The 17,531-nt window shown below is 30.6% G+C and carries 10 protein-coding genes; all 10 read right to left on the bottom strand.

What is annotated here, in order from left to right; translation table 11 throughout:
• Positions 1–71: 71 nt before the first annotated feature.
• Positions 72–2,030, bottom strand: coding sequence for a hypothetical protein (locus Q0776_RS05560; protein ID WP_298365857.1), 1,959 nt, complete (start codon positions 2,028–2,030; stop codon positions 72–74).
• The gene (locus Q0776_RS05555; RefSeq protein WP_298365856.1) at positions 2,027–3,940 is read right to left on the bottom strand and encodes a DUF3857 domain-containing protein; all 1,914 of its coding nucleotides are present in this window, start codon (positions 3,938–3,940) and stop codon (positions 2,027–2,029) included. Before Q0776_RS05555 ends, Q0776_RS05560 begins: the two co-directional genes overlap by 4 nt.
• Before the next feature lie 66 nt (positions 3,941–4,006).
• Positions 4,007–4,459 (bottom strand): D-aminoacyl-tRNA deacylase, encoded by a 453-nt coding sequence (dtd, locus tag Q0776_RS05550; RefSeq protein ID WP_298365855.1) that lies wholly within the window; start codon positions 4,457–4,459, stop codon positions 4,007–4,009.
• Positions 4,460–4,462: 3 nt separating this feature from the next.
• Positions 4,463–5,401 carry a ribosome small subunit-dependent GTPase A gene (gene rsgA, locus Q0776_RS05545; RefSeq protein ID WP_298365852.1) on the bottom strand — a complete coding sequence of 313 codons (939 nt, stop codon included), beginning with the start codon at positions 5,399–5,401 and terminating at the stop codon, positions 4,463–4,465.
• 120 nt (positions 5,402–5,521) lie between these two features.
• On the bottom strand, positions 5,522–8,476 hold the full coding sequence (locus tag Q0776_RS05540; RefSeq protein WP_298365849.1) for a beta-galactosidase: 2,955 nt from the start codon (positions 8,474–8,476) through the stop codon (positions 5,522–5,524).
• A 23-nt stretch (positions 8,477–8,499) separates the two neighbouring features.
• Positions 8,500–9,948 carry an arylsulfatase gene (locus tag Q0776_RS05535; RefSeq protein ID WP_298365847.1) on the bottom strand — a complete coding sequence of 483 codons (1,449 nt, stop codon included), beginning with the start codon at positions 9,946–9,948 and terminating at the stop codon, positions 8,500–8,502.
• Positions 9,949–9,974: 26 nt separating this feature from the next.
• Positions 9,975–10,790 carry a DUF1080 domain-containing protein gene (locus Q0776_RS05530; protein WP_298365845.1) on the bottom strand — a complete coding sequence of 272 codons (816 nt, stop codon included), beginning with the start codon at positions 10,788–10,790 and terminating at the stop codon, positions 9,975–9,977.
• A 127-nt stretch (positions 10,791–10,917) separates the two neighbouring features.
• On the bottom strand, positions 10,918–12,636 hold the full coding sequence (locus Q0776_RS05525; protein ID WP_298365843.1) for a hypothetical protein: 1,719 nt from the start codon (positions 12,634–12,636) through the stop codon (positions 10,918–10,920).
• A gap of 11 nt (positions 12,637–12,647) precedes the next feature.
• Positions 12,648–14,396, bottom strand: a complete 1,749-nt coding sequence (locus Q0776_RS05520; RefSeq protein ID WP_298365841.1) for a RagB/SusD family nutrient uptake outer membrane protein — start codon at positions 14,394–14,396, stop codon at positions 12,648–12,650.
• Positions 14,397–14,408: 12 nt separating this feature from the next.
• Positions 14,409–17,483, bottom strand: coding sequence for a TonB-dependent receptor (locus Q0776_RS05515; protein WP_298365839.1), 3,075 nt, complete (start codon positions 17,481–17,483; stop codon positions 14,409–14,411).
• Between the last annotated feature and the right edge of the window lie 48 nt (positions 17,484–17,531).

Raw genomic sequence — 17,531 nt, 5'->3', positions numbered from 1 at the left:
ACTTTTGGTTACATACAATATTAATATAAAATACTAATTCCATATATCAATTGCTCTAATTTATGATTATTTTAACGAATATGCTGCTTATTTGTTAGTATAATCTTTTCCGTACTTTTATCGACAATCATTTTATAAAAACTTTTAATTTCTTGATAAAAATTTGCCGTAACAAGACCTTTATTTATTTTAATCAAAGCTTGAAGTATAATTTTATTTCCATCCGTTTTAATAGAATATATAAACTCACCTAGTTCTTCACGCATACCAACAGCAATATCTTCAGGTAAAGATTCTATTTTATAATCTTTGGGAATTTCAATAATTGAGGTTATTTTTTTTTGCCAAGGAGTTCCAAAATCTATTGGGTATTCTCTCTCTTCCAATTTAAAAGGGTTTTCATTTATGGCTGCAAACAACATTGGCGTAAAATACATTTTATCACCTATAAATTCTACTCCCTCTTCTTTCTCAAACTTATACATCTCAATTATAGGAAGTGAAATTTTATCTAAATTTAATAAACGAAAATCTAATATTTTAATATCATTATAATCTTGTTCAATTGTACTAATTAATTCATTTTCATCTAAATTACTTTTTTCATTTCTATAATTAATAGCTTTTAGATTTTCATATTTCTTACGATTCATTCCTTCAATAAATCCTTTCTCGTCAATTTTATAATTAATATTATATTCTACATTTGATATAATTGGTGAGGTTAAATCTACAAAATCTACATTTGTATTATTACTAACAATTGTACCCTTCCAATTTAAAGCTCGTAATGGTAGTACATTTGGTAAACTATATTTTTCGGAAGCATCCAATAATACTTTTCCTTCAATGGTGTTAACAACTACAACTACGTAATTAAACCCTTTAACCGTTGGCACAAGTGGAATTCCGTTACTTCTAGTACTTGTTAAAACCGGATATGCCGTTAAACCTAACTCTCTTAAAACTGCAACAAGTGTTAAATTTATATCTGCAACATTTCCTGCCCCTTCGGTAAATGCTTTTTTTATTCCTTTCTCACAATATTGACCAAAGTTACCATTCCACTTAATTTTACTCTTCACATATTCTAATGCTGCAATTATCTTGGCTGAAGTAGTTGTTAATTCTAACTTTAATTTTTTTAAGTCATCCTCTAAATGTTCTGTATTATTTAGTTGTTCTCCAAAGGAAGGACTTTTTAAAGCATTCTTGGCTATTTCCTCCCAACTTGTTGCAAAATTTTGAAACATATTAATGTCTGGAGCTTGTATTGATGCTACTTCAAATTGTAGAGCTGCAGCATAATTACTCATGTTGTTAACATAGGGCTCTGATTTTAATGCTGGAATATTCTCTTCTAAAACTTCAATTACTTGATTGGCTATTTGAAAAGAAGGATTGGTTTTTGTTGATTGATGAATTTTAAATGGATAATAACCTTTTTGACGTTTATTAAAATTGAACCAACCTAACAACTCTACTTTTTCTTCTAATTTTTTAACAGGAATTTTGTGTTGTACTAAAATATCATCCATATTGGAAATATATGGCGATTGAATTTCATATGTCCATTCTAATACAGATCCTTCTTTTACATTGGGCATCGTGAATTTTTTCACCTTTAAAAAATCACTTTTCTGTTCTAAAAAAATATCTTTTTTGTCCAATTTAGTTTTTTCAACAACTCCATTAACTAAATTATATGTTGCTGCTTTAAATTTGTATGCATTTTCACTAGTATGAGCTCCTTGCCCCAATAAATTAATATTTATGGTAGACCAATTAAACCCTTCTTTTTTATAAACTTTTAGTCTTACATGAACATTGGTAATGAGTTTTAATTGTCTTGCTTCCAACCGTACATATCTTCTTCTTTTTTTATATAAATATGCGGCATTAGCCAATGAATCTAAAGGGTAAAATTGTTCTTCTAATTCCTTTTTTGAAACTTTCCCAAATTTATAATCTTGACTATAACCTATTTTAATAAATGCCATTGCAAGTATTACTAATAGAATCTTTTTCATATATTTTTTTTAATTAAAACTATTTTTGATTTATCATTTTTCGCTATTTTTCTCCAAAATTCTCGATACTCATCATAATATTCTTTCGGATACAATCCATTTTTAAAAAGAAACTCCCTCTTATATTTTAATTTACTTTCTGATAATTTTTCAATGGATAATTTATAAATTCCAAACTCACATTCAATTTCATAATCATTAGAAATTGTTTCAATCTCATAATTTATAGGAAGTTCAACTTCTACTTCATCAATATTTAAAAAACCTCTAGCTACTTCAATAGGCATTTTTCGGTTATTAATACGTTTAGGAATATTATTTGTTACATTAAAAGCATTGATAGGGAAAATCATTCGTTCTCCGGTAATTACCCCATAATTTTCTGCTCCAAATTTTACCGATTCTTCAAATTCCCCTATTTTTTTATTGTTTCTTATAGCAATATTTTCAATAGTTACATTATTTATATTGCTCCAAAATTCTTTATACAATTTATCAAGTTCCTTTTCTGTTTTTCCTTCGTAACTCAAATGGTTAACAAATTGTGTACCTGAAGAAATCATGTTTATGTCAGCTTTTATTGAACCTTCATTATTTAGAACGTATTTTCCACTTATTTTTTTATAATTTTCGGAGTCTTTATAAATTCTTGTATGTTTTATTTTCCCACCTTCTGGTGTAATAACTAACGCATCTCTATCGTCTGTAAAACCACCTATATCGGCAAAAGGTGTTTTTTGACTGGTGCACTCTAACCATAAATCTCCTTTTTTTGTTGGAATATTTAATATAACATGATTTCCTTGTACCGATAAAAATTCGTTGTCGATATTTCTTTTTTCTGGACCTCCATAAATTACGGTGTAATTTGACTCAACTCCAACAGCGTCTAATAACGTTTTAGTATAATTAGATAATGCTTTACAATCTCCATAACTCAAATCATCTACTTCACTTGCCAACATTGGCTTAAAACCTCCAATACCAACCTGAACACTTATATATCGTACTTTATCTTGAACATAGTTATAAATAATCTTAGCCTTTTCAATTGGACTATTTGTATTTTCAGTTAAATTTTTAACTTCTTGTTTTGTAACTTCAGGCAAATCAAAGGTACTTTGAAGCAAATTTTCATAATACCATTTACCAAATTCTTCCCAATTATTTGCTTCTCCATTAATTCCCTCAAGATTAAACTTATTAACTCCAAATTTAACATTAGGCATGAAATTTTTAAACGGAGGAGCATAGGGCTCTAATTCAACCGCTGCAATATTCTCTAATTTATATGATATTTTGTTAGTTTCTTTTGCAACTTCAATGTTGTAATTGGTAAAGTTTCTCTCCGATTTTCGGATGTTTATATTTGAAGGATATTTTAAACTATAAACAGATTTTTGAACACTTTGTCTATATGATTCAATAGGTAACCAAGGGTTTATAAATGCTGTGTTTGATGTTTTAATTTCGTAGCTATAATGTATTGTAAATGGATATGTTGTTGGTACATAATTATAATACAACACTCTATTATCAGTATAGAGGTTAGTTCCTGAAGCACTGTAATCATTTAAATCGCTTTTCTTTATTTTCTTAATCTCCTTTCCTTCTGAATTATATACATATGCCTTAACACTCTTTATAACTGTTCCTTTATCATGAAAAATTATAATATCTTCATAATTACTTGCTAACTTATTATAAATTGTAATTGCTTTTTCAATTTTAATTATCATCTCTTTTTGAGATTTTATATCAATAGCAACATTTTCAAATCTAATTATAGAATTTGCATTTTTTACTAATTTTTCTGGTATTTTAGAAGTATCAAAATTGTAATCTTGTGTGTACGCAACCGTTGAATACAGCAGCAAAGCTACCATAGCAAATTTAATGGGGAATTTCATAGCGTTAATTTTCTACAAAAATAACAAAATTATAAATTTGTTACTTAATATTTCATTAACAAAGTTTTAAATTCTCTGCTTAGAATCTATAATAATAGTTACTGGTCCATCATTAATTAGTGAAACTTTCATGTCGGCTCCAAATTCACCAGTTCCAACCTTTTTATTAAGTTTATTCTCTAAAATAGTTACAAATTGTTCATACAAAGGAATAGCAACATCTGGTTTTGCCGCTTTTATGTACGAAGGTCTATTTCCTTTTTTTGTGCTTGCTTGTAGCGTAAACTGGCTTACCACAATAGCATCTCCAACAACATCAATTAATGATTTATTCATAATGTCGTTTTCATCATTAAAAATTCGAAGATTTACTATTTTTTTGGTTAACCATTCAATATCTTCTATTGAATCTTCGGCTACAATACCAATTAAAATTAGTATTCCTTCATTTATTTTGCTTACCACTTTCTTATTAATAGTAACAGAAGCTTCCGATACTCTTTGAATTACCGCTTTCATATTTTAGCTATAAATATCTACTCTATAATGTTCTTCATCTCCCTCTACCATTTGTAAATAACTTGTATAACGAGAATAGGCAATATCACCTGCTTCCACAGCCTCTTTTATTGCACATTTTGGCTCGTTAATATGCATACAGTTGTTAAATTTACATTTCGATTTTAATTTGAAAAATTCAGGAAAATAATCTGTAATTTGATTTGGTTCAAAATCAACCACACCAAAACCTTTTATTCCTGGTGTATCAATTATAAAACCTCCAAAACTCAGGGCAAACATTTCGGCGAAGGTTGTGGTATGCATACCCTGCTTATGCTGCTTAGAAACCTCTTTTGTTTTTAAATTTAATGAAGGTTCAATTGCATTTATTAAGGTAGATTTACCAACACCTGAATGACCAGAAAACATGGTAGTCTTATCTTTCATTAATTCTTTAACTTCATCAATTCCAATTCCTTTAGTTGCAGAAATTGGAATACATTTATACCCAATCTCAGAATATATTTCATCTAACATGGCAAGTTTTTCCAACTCATCATCTGTATACATGTCTAGTTTATTAAAAAGTAAAACAGATTTAATATTATAGGCTTCTGCAGTAGCTAAAAATCGATCGATAAAGCCGGTAAAAGTTGGAGGATTATCAATGGTAACCAATAAAAAAGCAATGTCAATATTAGCGGCAATAATATGTGTTTGTTTTGAAAGATTTACAGATTTACGAATGATGTAGTTCTTTCGATCAAATATTTTATTTATTACACCTGTTTCTTTCCCTTCTTCATACTCGAATTTCACAAAATCACCAACTGCAACCGGATTGGTGCTTTTGATTCCTTTAATTCTAAACTTTCCTTTTAATCGGCAATCAATACTATTATTTTCTTCGTCAATAACGGTATACCAACTTCCAGTAGACTTTGTTACTACTCCTTTCATTAACTCTTTATTTTATTTGCTAAAGATATGTTTTACCCTAATTTATTTCAACAAATATAATGTAAAGTATTTAACTTAAAAGTAGTAAAGCTAATGTTGATATTTAAGCAAACATAAAAACTATTCCTTTAAAACTTTTAGTGTTTTTAACGTTTCATTTTCAATCTGAATTTTTACAAAATATAAACCTGTTGGATAATTTGTAAGATCCACATTTATTTTTCCGTTTATTACTTTAAATGGTTTTTTAAAAAACCTTTGAGATTGTGCATTATACAATTCTACCAATATAGTTTCTTTTTCAGTAAGAATTGGTATTTCTATAAAACCACTTGTAGGATTAGGACTAGCCCGAACAATATAATCTCTAAATTCTCCTTCACATACTAAATTAGATTTCACTGAAACTAAATCACCTTTTTTAGCCTCTACATAAAACTTTTTTAAGGAAGTTTTTAAAACCTTCTTATCATTTACGCTAACTTCAAAAGGAGGTGTGCCTTTATGCACTTCAATAAATGCTTGATGCTCCAACATATTAATTTTACCCGAAATTTCAACAGCTTCTTCAATGGTAACCTTATAACATTGTTCAATACTACCTTCTGAATTTATACATAACTCATAAGAGCCGGGCTCTATATTTTCAAAAACCACTTCATTTGAAAATGTTTTTTTTACTCCATTTAAATTAGCTGTAAACTCTCCTGAATCGTTAATTGAAATAGCTACTCTTCCGTTGTTTTTACCTTTACATGTTTCTCCAATTGTTTTTATTTTATAGTTTTTAAAATCTGAATCTGCTTCCGTAACACCAATCAATAACACGTCTTCTGGTTTCATTACAAACGGAGATTTTATTACTTCATTTGTAATTAAATTTGTTAACAACGAATTTGAAACCCCTTTAATTTTTAAATTTATTGTAGCCTCACCTTTTCCAATATTTACTAAAGAAACTACATGGTTTCCATCACCGTTTATATATGTTCTCCAAGTGCAACCTTTTAAATTTAAATCGTTGGTTTCAATTAAGCTAATTTGTGGAATTCTGTTTTTAACCTCCATTAAATCCAAAGTCTTACTCGTAACATCAGCCGAATTCGAAGCTGAAATTATTGTTCCGCCATTGTTGGTATTTAAACTTATATTATGCAATCTTCCATATTCATCCTTCACTAAACTTTGTGAGTCTAAAATAATGGTTCCTCCATCATTTAAATATTGTTGCAGGCTATTAAGTTCGTTTAACGTAACAAATTCTGTATTATTGACTAGAATTACATCCCATAACGAATTATTCTGATTTTTTATAATATTTTCAGTTGCAAACCCCAAAGAAATTCCTTCAAAATATAAAGATTCATACAATTCAAAAACTTCATCCATATGGTGTTGTTTATTTAATGCTGATGCTTCTGAATAAAATATTCTAATTGGTTTTCTTAAATTTTGCAATGCTGTAATATCTTTAGAAAATGCATTTAGATCCATCATTGTTGATGCCACAGATTGCACAACTCTAGGTTGCTGATTGTTAGAACCTGCATATCCTTTGTCCGAACTATTTCTAACCGAACCATCTTCCCTTCTAGACCAATACCAAGTTTGAATTACGTTCATTCCTTGAATATGAGCTAACCAATAGGTCATTCTTGCATAAGATGCTTTTTGATATAAATCTCTTGATTTTGTTGTTGATAAAAAGTGTCCTTCAGAATTATAATTAATTTTATTAGGGCTTATGGATTTAAAAAAATCGTACGCCATTGCAAGCTCTCTCCATTCAAAATTATAACGACTTTCCCATTCTTCAGTTGATCCCCACATATAGTTATTATGTGCTCCTGCATCATTCCCAATAATTTCACTTTGAGACATTAGAGCTTCAAAATCCAATCCATAATCTCTAGAATTTCCGCTCCACATTTTAGGGATAAGCTTAATATGTGTTTTAGCAGTTGGATCGTGCTTTTGAATTTCATTTTTAAGAAATAAAAACCAATCGGTTACTCGATCCATATTAAAACGTTGCCAATCGTACCACATTGGGGTTCCTCTCAACGATATTTCAATGGGAATATCTATTGAAACATTATTAAATGATGTAAAATTTGTTCCCCAAAGTGTATTTAAATCTTCAATAGAATTGTGTTTAGATTGCAACCAAATTTTAAATTTCTCTATAGTAAAATTAGATACTGGTCCGGTTGCCCAAACATTTTTAGTTCCATCTTTAGTTGTTATAAAATGCGGCTCGTTTGCTAACATATATCCAAGTTCCGCATACTTTTTCCCAGCCATTTGTGGAACTGTACCTCCCAACAATAATCCTTGCATTTCTTTTGCTCCAGGATTATCAATGTCATAAGCGGTATACGTATCTTCTCTCATTTTAAACCCCGGTCCATATTTGGTTTCTGCCCAATTCGGAACATTTTTGTGATTTAAAAATATACTTCCAAATGTACCGCCATCCGTCTTTCCTTGAATTTCTGATATTAATGTCGATTTTAAATCACCTTGCTCATTCGTCAAATGAGTTGGAGTCATAAAAACACCATCTTTATCCCCAAAATATTCTGTTAATTCTGGAATACTCGGCTTCCATGTATAGTCTTCTAAAAAAACTGGTTTTCCTTCAAAAAGAACTTTATTTCCCGAAATTTCAACTTTTGCCCAGTCTATATTTGGGCTTGGAGTTCTTGTTACTTCACCATCGATTAACTTATTTATATAAGCAATAGATTCATCTAACATTAAAATAATTTCATTTCTTTCAAAATCTGGCAAATCTGCTGCCATTTGAGCTGCATTATCTTTATAAATATGAACTTCTTTAAAGTAATTTATGTTCTTATCTATATTGGCTTCATCCCAGTTTGCATATTTAAGAAAGACCTCAGCCGTTCGAATAGTCATTCGTTCTTTGGCAGTATCAATGCCTGCTAATTCTGCTTTGGAAATTAAAGATTCCAAGATTGTAATTTTATCTCTTGCTGATTGCTCCAATTGCCCATAAATGGGTTGAAAACCTAAAAAAACAACCGCTAGCGAAATCAAAAAAAACTTCATTTTCATATTATTTAATAAATCATTTAAAAAGGAAATAATTCTGAAGGAATACTTGCTTCAGACATCAATTGTTTTAGTTCTTCTACAATTTCTGGGTGATTATTTGCTATATTATTTTCTTCCGGTAAGTCTGTTTCTAAATTATACAATTCAAACTCGCCTTGTTTTTTTCCATTAATTTTGTACCAAACTCCTTTCCAATTACCTTTTCTAATTGCTTTTCTACCCGATTTAATATTAAATTCCCAATATAGATAGTTATGTTCTTTTTGACTTTTTGTATCTAAAAGTGTTGGTAAAAATGAAATTCCATCAATTTGGTTGTTTATTTTTACATCAACAATATCAGCAATTGTTGGCAACACATCCCAAAATGCTGAAACATGATTTGAAGTAGACGCAGCTTTAATTTTATTTGGCCAAACTGCTATAAACGGAGTTCGAATTCCACCTTCGTATAGATCGCGTTTAATTCCACGTAAATCACCACCACTATTAAAAAATTCTGGATCTGCACCACCTTCAGCATGTGGTCCGTTATCACTAGCAAACATTATAATAGTATTATCTGCAATTCCTAATTCCTCAACTTTATCCATAATTTGTCCTACATACACGTCTAATCTATCAACCATTGAAGCAAATGCCGCATGTGGTGTTTCCTGTGGGCAATATTCTTTATGAATTATATCTGGACCATAATCTGATGTATATCTAGCATCACTTGTAAGTGGTGTTTCTTCAAATTTTCCTTTATATTTATTAAAAATAGAATCATTAGGAGAAATGAGCTCTGCATGTGGTAATACCAGTGGTACATATGCAAAAAATGGTTTCTCTTTATTCTCTTCAATAAATTTAAGGGTTGCTTCTTGAATTTTATCCGGAGCATAAGTTTCCGTTTTCGTCCAATCATTTCCTTTAAGTAATACCTTATTCTTGTTTTCCCATAAGTATGGCGGATAATATCGATGTGCCAAACGTTGACAGTTATATCCATAAAACTCATCAAAACCTTGATTATTTGGGTCGCCTTCCGAATCAATAAAACCTAATCCCCATTTTCCAAATGCACCAGTTTTATAACCTGCTAATTTCATAACTTCAGCTATTGTGAGCGAAGTAGCTGGTAATGGTGTTTGACCTTCATCCTCCAACTCTCTATTTCCTCTAATTGGAGTATGTCCTGTATGCTGCCCGGTCATTAAAGAAGATCGAGAAGGGGCACATACTGAAGCTCCACTATAATGTTGTAAAAACTTCATTCCTTTTGAAGCTAACTTATCAATATTTGGAGTTTCAAAATGTTTTTGACCATAGCTACTTAAATCGCCATAACCTAAATCGTCTGCCAAAATATATATAATATTTGGTTTTTGAGTTTCTTGTTTAATTGAAGCTTCTTGTTTCTTTATTTTTCCACAAGAAACTACTAAAAGCATTCCAAAAATTACAACTGCTAATTTTCTCATTATTTTTTAATTTATTTTCGCTTTTTTTAATTCAAAAAATCTTCTATTGGAAGTTCTTTATCAAATTCTTTAATTTCAATATTTCTGTAAAATATTTCTGCTGTTTCTGATTGAAATCCTATAACACCTTCACTAACTTTCAAGTTTACACCCATATTTACTATTTCGCCGTTTAACTTATGAATACAGTATTTATTACCCATTACAATAACTTCACATTCATTCCATTTATCATTTAAAGCATTAAAGTTAGTTGGTTTTGAAGCTAAATGCTCCCCATTTTTCATAGGTTGGAGAATTCCTCCTTTATTTGGATGCAAAAAAGTGTTTCCGCCTTCGGCAGTATACCATTGCAATAAATTACCAGCCCAAAAATCGCCAGTATGATTTTTATTTGTTACGTGATTATACCTTACTTGATATTCAATCCCTTTTGGCCAAATTTTATCATCAAACACGTGGTAATAACAGCCTGCATCATATTGATATTTATCAAAATTATTAGCAATTTTAGAACCCCATTTATATTCAAATTTCAATATAAACTTGCTATACTTCTTTTTTGTATAAAATAATCCGTGTGTATCGTTTTCTCCTGTATTTAATTTAATAGAATCTGGAAACTGATCATTAAACACATGAACCATTTCATTCTCTATAGAGTAAACTTTTTTTGCCATTTCATCATCACCACTTCTAATTTTAAAATACCAACCATCCCAATTTTTTCCATTATGTAATTTTACAAAACCCTTATTTTTAGTTTCATTAGTACACGAAGTAAAAAGAACTCCTACTATTAAAATGGCTGTTAAATAATTAAGTATTGAAGTTGTTTTCATTTTATAATCTTTTTAAATATTAAAAAGCCTGAAGTTAGAGATTTATTCTTCAAAACTACAGACTTTTAACTTTAACATTTACTATAATAATGAGTTTGATTTATAATCAAACTCATTATTAATTAAATTATGTTCTTGGCACTAAAGGTATCCAACTTATATTATCAAAATAAATAATTTGCTCTCCCGAAACTCCCGGATTATCCCCAACATCAATTTTAATATCAAATCGTTTACCCGATGGCACAGCACCTGTTGTCACCACTTGACTTATTTCTATCCATTCTCCTCTAGGTAAACTCTCAAGATCCCATTCAATTAATTGAAATGGAGATTGAATAGCACTTTTAAACTTTTTCAAGGTATTACCTGGTTCTAAATAAACCATGTAAGAAACTTTATATGTTCCTTCTGCCACTCCATTTGGTTTAGAGAAATTACTTCCTTGCAAGGTCATATTCTTAGATAAATCAAATTTATATCTTGCACTAAAATTACCTTCAAAAGCTTGTTCATCTGATTGCTTAAATATTGGATCTACTGTTGATCCATTATCGTCATTTGAATTTCCAACCCAAAAACCAGTTAAAAATCCAGATTTCCAGTTTGTAGAAGAATCTTCAAAGCTACTCCAACTTGAGCTTAGAATGTTATCTCCTAAACTAAATTTAACAGTTGTTGCATCAAAATCTTGTAATACCCTAGAATCTACAGAAACAATATTACCTCCTGAAAAAGAAATTTTAATTTCATCAGTATTGTATGTTGGTTCGGCTAAGGCAACATTAATAATTGTAGCATCAGAACTGTTAATGGAAACAGATTCAATTGCAATATTTTGATCAAATCCAGCTGCTTCATTTGTTACATGTACTGTAAAGAAATCCTTTTGATTTATTGCCTCAACTGCTTCACCAGTTACTGCAAATGAAATTACTCCATTTTCTAACGTTGCATTTCCTGTTATTTCAAATGGTTTAGTTGAAGGTAATACTTTAATATTTAATGGAATTAATTTAGTACTAGAATAGGAAGGGATTGTGTCACCCCCAGATCTTGAAGATTGCATATATGCCGTAAAATCCCCTAATTTATTATACTTAATAGTTGCCATTTCTTGTCCACTAACATCTGGTTTTCCGCCATCTAAAAACCATTTTCTTGCCGTTGGTCTTCCTTCGGTTGAATGATCTTCATATACCAATTCTTCACCAGCCTCAATAGAAACTGTAGGCCAAGAAGCTTGATCTTCTTCAGATGGCATTTCAGCAGAAGTTAAATTAAGAACCTCTACCATTGTTGGATTATCAGGATCAACACTATAATCAAACTTGTAAACTTTACAAGCTGGATTTGTATTTGCAAATACATCAATAGTAAATATTTTCTCTACTTGCCAATAATCTTGTACTCTAACAGCATCTGTAACAGAATCCTTAAAAGTATCAACTAATTTTACTTCTTTGATTCCTGCCTCTGTAAAAAGCACGTTAATTAAATTGTCATTTGAAATTAATGATTCTGTTGGCAATATAAAATCTGTATAAATAGAATCTGACTCTGTAAATTCTTTACTTAAAAATTTTCCTGAAGCTGGAATTGTCCATTCATGTGCTATTGCATTTTGTGATATATCATAAAACGCAACATATGAATTTAAATTTATATATTTTTCACTTACATTGTAAGTTGTTCTAGATCCACTTGTGTACCATTTAAAACTAGAAAAGTTATCATTTACACCTATATAATCTTCTGACAGAGCTACATCATCTTCTGTACAACCTATTGTAAATACAAAACTGCATAACAATAACATTGTTAGTATTTTTATTTTTGTCTTCATAATTGTCTTTTTTAGTTTACTTCTTGGTTATATAATACTTCGTCTGTTGGAAGCGGTAAATACGCGTGCAACGACTCTATAAAGTTTACAGCTGCATCATCAAACTCTTTATTTAAATCAAGTCTTGTATTTGCAGTTGGACCTTTTTGAATTAAACTTCCGTTACCAGTTGTACCGTCAGCTTTTGTATAACTATAAGTAACTAAATTATACTCGCTCGCCGCTAATTCTTCAAAACGTTGTTTTGTAACTCCCCATCTACGTAAGTCAATAGCTCTCTCCGCAAATCCTTCTAACCCTATTTCTAAAGGTCTTTCAGTATGCATTAGATGAGTCATTAAACTTTCTTGCGTATAAGTTATGTCATCATAAGATCCAGATCCGTCATCAGCTCCTAATAGCAATAATCCCCATCTATCTCTAATTGCATTTATATATTTTAATCCGCCATCAATATCATTCTTCTGAATTAAACATTCGGCTAACATTAAATAAACATCTGCTAATCTGTAAATTATAACATTTTTACCAGAAGCCCAAGAAGTTTCTAATGTTTCATCTTCACTTGCAGCAATATCATGATTTGTTAATTTTTTAAAGTACGAAAAAACTGTACCTGAAAAACTCACCTTTTCATAAGCTGGAGTGCTTAAATAATAACTTGATTCTGTATCATTTACAACTGCTATCATTTGTGCACATCGTAAAGGAACTCCTTTAGTTTCATTACCTCCATTTACATAATTTCTACTATCATTAGGATTAATTGGTTCGTTAGAATATGCATATCCAAGCCACGCTGTTGGAACAAAATAATTGGTTCCTCCACCACCTAAGTTAGTTGGAGCGGTATATCTTGCCCATCTTGTAGTATATGCTTCTTCATCCCATTGATCTTGTGTTAATACTAATCTTTTATGTTGATCGGTATAATTTATTTCTAAAATAGATTCAGCGTTGTAATCTCCTGCATGAGTAAATAATAAATTTACATCATTACCAGTTAACAAACTATAACCGTAAGGTCCTTCTATAACATCTTTTAATAATGGAATTGCTAAATCGTACTCTTCAGTATATAAATAACTTTTTCCTAATACTGTTGCCGCTGTTCCCTTAGTAACTCTAGTTTTTTGTGGTTGCGTATTTGGCAAATTATCATAAGCATATTTTAAATCCTCTCTAAAAAATGTAATTGCTTCTTCTGAAGTAGAAAGAGGTTTTGAATACTCATCTAAACTAGAAGGTACTTTATCTCTAATAATTATTTGCCCTTGATTATAGTTTGAATGTGCATAAAAATGCATTAAACCTCTCATAAATCTAGCTTCTGCCATTTGATGTGTCCAACGTTCTTGACTTTTAAACTGGTCATCCATACCATTTAAACCTTCAATTACCTGGTTTGCTCTCCAAATAACTCTATAAAGTGCATTCCAACTTTTAAAATAATGCGTTGAAATGGTATTATTAAAATTTTGGCTATGCCATTCATATCCATAATTAATAGGATTATTACGATCTCTTGGGAATGCTAAATCACTTCTAAGCGCTTCATTATCAATATTCCAAAGATATTGATTTAATAATCCACCATAAACTGAAGTTAAATTCTCTTCCGATTCGGTTAAATTTTTCCAGTAGTTACTAGAAGAAACCCCTGTTGGGTTTATTTCCTCCAAATAAGCGTCTTGATCACAAGATTGCAAAGTACCAACTAAAGCAATCAAGCCTAAAATATAATTTTTATAATTTTTCATTTTTAGTACTTTTTAAAATTTTAAACTTAAACCTAAAGTATACAATGCAGAAATAGGATATCTAGAAGAATCTATTCCTCTACGTACTACATTCCCTCCAATTTCCGGATCGAATCCTGTATAATTAGAGATTGTAATTGGGTTTTGAGCTGTTAAAAATAATCTCAAATTTGAAACACCTATTTTATTCAAAGTATTTTTTGGCAATGTATAACCTAATGTAACCAATTTTAAACGAACATAATCACCATTTTCAACCCAATAGTTTGTGTTTGTTTCATAATTATTGGTTCCAAAATCTCTAAGAATTGGAATATTAGATGTTGGATTATCTGCTGACCACATATTAATCAAGTCTCTATGTCTTCCTCTTGTATATGCTTCTATTTTGTTTCCGTTTATAATTTCGGCTCCAACTGATGCAAACCAATTCATTCCAAAATCAAAACCTTTATAATACCAAGTCAAATTTAATCCGGCCTCAAAGTCTGGCACACCACTACCTGAATATTTTCTATCGGCAGTATCTATTTTACCATCATCATTTAAGTCTAAATATTCCATGTCTCCCATCTTAGCAGCAGGGTTAATTAATTGATAAGCCGCTAGTCTCTCAGGTGTATTTATTGCTCCATTTGTTTGATATAACCAAAATGCTCCAGCTTCATAACCTTCAGCAAATACAGTTAAATCTTGTGAATTGATTCTAGATCCCGTATTAAAGATTATGGATTGTCCTGCAGTACTAGTTACCTTATTCACGTTTCTTGAAAAAGTAAAGTTTGTATTTAATTTACTCCCACCAATTTGAGCTCTGTATCTTGCTGCAATTTCGAAACCTTTATTTTCCATATTACCAACATTTAAGATAGTATTAACAAAACCGCCATCATAAGCTCCCGCCGACCCAGGAACTCTAACTGGGAATAACATATCTTCGTTAGTTGCGTTATAATAATCAACACTTAACGTTAATTTATTCTTCATGAATCCCATATCAAAACCAACATTGGTTTCTGTTTTAGTTTCCCATTGAACTAAAGGGTTTGCATAACTATAAATAGCTGCACCATATGATAAAGAAGCATCTGTTGGATCGAATATATAATTAGAATTAGCACTAATTGTACTTTGGTATTCGTAATTATTAAATCTATTATTACCTACTGTTCCTCTACCTGCTCTTATTTTAAAATTATTTATTGTCCCTTTTATAGAACTCCAAAAATTCTCGTCAGAAACATTCCATCCTAAAGAAACCGATGGAAAAACTCCCCATTGATTTTCAGGACTAAATTTTGAAGAACCATCTCTACGAATTAAAGCAGATAATAAATACTTCCCTCTAAAATCATAAGTTACCCTTCCAAGCATACCTATTTGAGTACTGTTATAGTTCTCAAAAGAATCGGCAACTGGGTTTATACTTGCTCCATCTAAAACAGAAACCGAATTATTTAATACCCCTTGTTTACTTGCTAAAAAACCTTCTTGAGATTCTTCTTTTATTGCAAAAGTTGCTTGTGCACCAACATTATGATCTCCATACTTTTTCTTAAATCTTAAAGTTCCGTCAAATGATAAATTTGTACTTCTTGAAGATGTTACTGTTGAACTACTTTTTGTTGGGTCAGTTTCTGACGGGTCACCGTTTAAAAATACAATAGTATATTTTGGTGAAAATTGATTTCTATAATCATTTGTAATAGCTGTACCTATTGTACTACTAAAACTAAATGCATCACTAATTTTACGTGTAACACTTAAACTTGCGTTAATTCGATCTCTAGAACTATTATCTTCTCTTTTTAAAGCTCTTGCAAGTATTTCTAATGGAGTTCTTACTCCTCCATCACCAACACTACTTGTAGAATATATAACATCTGAATTTACATCAACAAATGGATATGTTGGGGAGTAACGTTGTGCACTTGTAATTAATCCTGCTCCAACTCTTTGATTTTTTTCCGTTGTAAATGCAAGACTTGTATTAACTTTCCAATTCTTGGAAGAATATGTTGTAGAAGCACGACCATTAATTCTTGTAAACCCTGAATTAATTAAAGCTCCTTCTTGATCAAAATATCCACCAACAGCATTATATGAGAAATTTTTTGTTCCTCCAGCAACATTAATCGTATGTTGATTTGTGGCAGCGTTATTAACTAACACAAAATCATCAAATGTATTATCATTGTTTAACCATTCTGGAAAATTTGTTGGCCCAGGATAAAATGTTGAAGCTCCATTATCTAGCTGTGTAGTAGCAAAAAATAGTTCCTCTCTTGTATTCATTAATTTTAGCCCCTCGCCTAAAGTTTGAATACCATATTTAGAATTAACCGTAATACTCATTTTTCCTTCTTGTCCTCTTTTGGTTGTAATTAAAATTACACCCCCAGCACCTTCAGTACCATAAACTGCAGCAGAAGCCGCATCTTTTAAAACATCAATTGTTTCAATTTCATTTGGACTTAATCCTGGATTTCCTCTTTGGGCAACCCCATCAACAACATATAAAGGCTCATTAGACCCTATTAAAGACGAAATACCTCTAATTTGAATACTTGCCTCTTCACCTGGTGCACCACTTGAAGCTGCAATATTTACACCTGATATTTGCCCTTGTAAAGCTGAAGCTAAATCGGGAGTTACAAACTCCTCAATTTGATCTGATTTTACTTGAGCTACAGCACCGGTAAGTTCTTTTTTCTTAACCGTTCCATAACCTATTACTACTACTTCCTCTAATCCTTCAACATCAGGAGAAAGTTTAACATTAAGTATATTTTTTGTAACCTTTATAGATTGGTCTGCCATTCCTAAAAAACTAAATAAAAGGATATCTCCTGTATTTGCATCAATAGAATACTTACCATCAAAATCGGTTGATACACCTTTTGTTGTTCCTTTTATTAAAACTGTTACACCCGGAATTGGGCCGCCATCATCGGCACCGGTAACGGTTCCCTGAACAGTAATTTTTTGCGCTTGAGCATCAATATTGCAAAATAATACCGCAATTAAAGTAATGAGAAAATAACGACTCATGACTTTATTGTAATTTGTTAATTTGTTAATTTTCATTTGGTTAAATTTAGTTTGTAAATTTGTTTAACTTTTTAAAGTTGAGTG

Source organism: uncultured Lutibacter sp., from assembly GCF_947495725.1.
GTDB lineage: Bacteria > Bacteroidota > Bacteroidia > Flavobacteriales > Flavobacteriaceae > Lutibacter.
The sequence above is the reverse complement of the archived record's forward strand: the minus strand, read 5'-3'. Positions and strand labels throughout refer to the sequence as shown.

Coding starts and splice junctions, on each gene's coding strand:
- Q0776_RS05560 (WP_298365857.1), bottom strand. CDS start 2,030: ATGAAAAAGATTCTATTAGTAATACTTGCAATGGCATTTATTAAAATA.
- Q0776_RS05555 (WP_298365856.1), bottom strand. CDS start 3,940: ATGAAATTCCCCATTAAATTTGCTATGGTAGCTTTGCTGCTGTATTCA.
- dtd (WP_298365855.1), bottom strand. CDS start 4,459: ATGAAAGCGGTAATTCAAAGAGTATCGGAAGCTTCTGTTACTATTAAT.
- rsgA (WP_298365852.1), bottom strand. CDS start 5,401: ATGAAAGGAGTAGTAACAAAGTCTACTGGAAGTTGGTATACCGTTATT.
- Q0776_RS05540 (WP_298365849.1), bottom strand. CDS start 8,476: ATGAAGTTTTTTTTGATTTCGCTAGCGGTTGTTTTTTTAGGTTTTCAA.
- Q0776_RS05535 (WP_298365847.1), bottom strand. CDS start 9,948: ATGAGAAAATTAGCAGTTGTAATTTTTGGAATGCTTTTAGTAGTTTCT.
- Q0776_RS05530 (WP_298365845.1), bottom strand. CDS start 10,790: ATGAAAACAACTTCAATACTTAATTATTTAACAGCCATTTTAATAGTA.
- Q0776_RS05525 (WP_298365843.1), bottom strand. CDS start 12,636: ATGAAGACAAAAATAAAAATACTAACAATGTTATTGTTATGCAGTTTT.
- Q0776_RS05520 (WP_298365841.1), bottom strand. CDS start 14,396: ATGAAAAATTATAAAAATTATATTTTAGGCTTGATTGCTTTAGTTGGT.
- Q0776_RS05515 (WP_298365839.1), bottom strand. CDS start 17,483: ATGAAAATTAACAAATTAACAAATTACAATAAAGTCATGAGTCGTTAT.